Source organism: Halomonas sp. BM-2019 (assembly GCF_017584085.1).
Window position 1 is genome coordinate 413,294 of record NZ_CP071922.1, and the last position, 2,424, is coordinate 415,717.

Here is a 2,424-nt window from a genome sequence, read left to right on the forward strand (position 1 = left end):
CGCCGACCGGCGCGTCAAGACCTACTCCAAGGGGATGCGCCAGCGCCTGGGCCTGGCCCAGGCGCTGCTCGGCGAGCCGCGCCTGCTGCTGCTCGACGAACCCACCACCGGCCTCGACCCCGCGGCCACCCGCGACTTCTACGAGACGGTGCGCGAGCTGCGCGAGCGCGGCTGCACGGTGCTGCTGTCGTCCCACGTGCTGCCCGGCGTCGAGCCCTATATCGATCGGGCGCTGATCCTCGGCGCCGGCCGGCGCCTGGCGCTCGGCAGCCTCGACGAGCTGCGCCAGGCGGCCGCCCTACCGCTGACGGTGCGCGCCCGCGGCAGCTGGCCCGGCACCGACTGGGCCCAGGGCTGGGACGATGCCCATATCACCCCCCGCCACCTCAACGGCCACGCCCTGGAGCTCGGGGTTCACCCCTCGGCCAAGATGGCGGTGCTGCGCCGGCTGGCGGAAACCCCCGGCGTGGAGGACATCGAACTGCTGCCGCCGACGCTGGAGCACCTCTACGCCCACTTCTCCACCCCCCTCGAGACCGGTGACACAGGAGGCCACTCATGAACGCGACCCTGACCGTTGCCCGCAAGGAGTTCCAGGATGGCCTGCGCAATCGCTGGGTGCTGGCCATCGCCCTGATCCTGGCGGCGCTGGCCGTGGGCATCGCCTGGTTCGGCGCCGCCGCCAGCGGGGGGGTGGGCTTTACCACCCTCTCCACCACCGTGGTCAGCCTGTCGACCCTGGCGGTCTTCCTGATCCCGCTGATCGCCCTGCTGCTGGCCTATGACGCCGTGGTCGGCGAGCAGGAGTCCGGCACCCTGCTGCTGCTGCTCACCTACCCGCTGAGCCGCACCGCCCTGCTGCTGGGCAAGTTCATCGGCCACGGCCTGATCCTCGGCGCCGCCACCGCCCTGGGCTTCGGCATCGCCGGCGTGGTGATCGGCATCGCCGCCGACGGGGTCGATACCCGCCAGCTGGTCGCCAGCATGGGCCTGCTGATCCTGAGCAGCGTGCTGCTGGGCTGGGTCTTCATCGCCTTCGCCTACCTGATCAGCGTCTGGGTCAGCGAGAAGGCCCGGGCCGCCGGCCTGGCCCTGGGCGTCTGGTTCCTGTTCGTGCTGGTCTTCGACCTGGGCCTGCTGGCGCTGCTGGTGAGCGTGCAGAGCGGCGGCGACTGGCTACCCTGGCTGCTGCTGCTCAACCCCACCGACGGCTTCCGCCTGATCAACATGGTCGGCTTCGATTCCGCCCAGGCCTATACCGGCGTCACCGCCATCGCCAGCGATATCGACTTCCCGATCGGCTGGCTGGTGCTGGTGCTGATCGGCTGGATCGCCGCTCCCCTGGGGTTGGCGGTGCTGCGCTTCCGTCACCACTCGGCCTGAGGGCTCGGGTTTATATCCAGGAGTCACACCCATGATTCGCCTCTCTCTCGCCGCCCTGGGCCTGTCGGCCCTGCTGCTGACCGGCTGCGGCAGCGACGATGTCGCCCTGGCCGACCCACAGCCGATCACCGACGGCGACAGCTGCCACGTGTGCGGCATGCTGATCAAGGATCTGCCCGGCCCCAAGGGCCAGGCCTTCATGGACCGCGATCAGCACGCCCGCAAGTTCTGCTCCACCACCGACCTCTTCGCCTTCCTGCTGCAGCCGGAGAACGAGCGGCGCCTCAGCCACGCCTGGGTGCATGACGTGGGCGTCACGCCCTGGACGACCCCCGGCGATGACGCCTTTATCCTGGCCAGCGAGGCCTACTACGTGGTGGAGCATGAGCGGCGCGGCGCCATGGGGCACACCCTGGCGCCCTTCGCCGAGGCCCGGCTGGCCGAGGCCTTCATCGAGACCCACGGCGGACGCCTCCTGACCTTCGAGGAGATCGACCTGGAGCTGCTGACCAAGCTGGGCCGCCAGGACGCCACGATGCAGCCCAACGGCCACCACGACGGGGCCGGCCACGGGAACCACATGCACGGGCACTGACCCCCACCCTCAGGAGGACCCCACCATGTCTGCAACCCCCGCCTCCCCTTGCGTCGCCGTCTTGCTGCTTGTCCTGGCCGTCGCCGGCCTGGCCGGTCACCCACCCAGCCGGCGGGCGATGCCCGCCGCGGCGCCGAGCTGGCACCGCTGTGCACCAGCTGCCACGGCCGCGATGGCCGCAGCCAACTCTCCCGCTACCCGAGCATCGCCGGGCTCGAGCCAGAGCGATTCCGTGAACGCATGGCGGCCCTGCAGGCGGGCGAGGGGGGCCACCTGCTGATGCGCATGACCCGGAACCTGAGCGAGCAGGACATCGCCGACCTGGCCGCCCACTTCGCCACCCTGGAGTAGCGCGGCGGTCGGCGGGCCCCGGCACCCTGATGCCGGTCGGCAGGCAATCGGCAGGGTGCTACCATCGGCGGCTGGTCCCCAGGAGCCCTGTCCAT

4 protein-coding genes are annotated in these 2,424 nt (G+C 71.0%); all 4 read left to right on the forward strand.

The window, feature by feature from the left end; translation table 11 throughout:
* Positions 1-562: AAA family ATPase (locus tag J5F18_RS02095; protein ID WP_346300703.1), on the forward strand; the 562-nt coding region annotated here is incomplete at its 5' end.
* Positions 559-1,383, forward strand: a complete 825-nt coding sequence (locus J5F18_RS02100) for an ABC transporter permease (RefSeq protein ID WP_346300704.1) — start codon at positions 559-561, stop codon at positions 1,381-1,383. The genes J5F18_RS02095 and J5F18_RS02100, both read left to right, overlap by 4 nt.
* Positions 1,384-1,414: 31 nt before the next feature.
* The gene (locus J5F18_RS02105) at positions 1,415-1,978 is read left to right on the forward strand and encodes a nitrous oxide reductase accessory protein NosL (RefSeq protein ID WP_346300705.1); all 564 of its coding nucleotides are present in this window, start codon (positions 1,415-1,417) and stop codon (positions 1,976-1,978) included.
* Between the two features lie 48 nt (positions 1,979-2,026).
* Positions 2,027-2,329 (forward strand): c-type cytochrome, encoded by a 303-nt coding sequence (locus J5F18_RS02110; RefSeq protein WP_346300706.1) that lies wholly within the window; start codon positions 2,027-2,029, stop codon positions 2,327-2,329.
* The last annotated feature ends 95 nt before the right edge of the window (positions 2,330-2,424 follow it).

Coding starts and splice junctions, on each gene's coding strand:
- J5F18_RS02105 (WP_346300705.1), top strand. CDS start 1,415: ATGATTCGCCTCTCTCTCGCCGCCCTGGGCCTGTCGGCCCTGCTGCTG.
- J5F18_RS02100 (WP_346300704.1), top strand. CDS start 559: ATGAACGCGACCCTGACCGTTGCCCGCAAGGAGTTCCAGGATGGCCTG.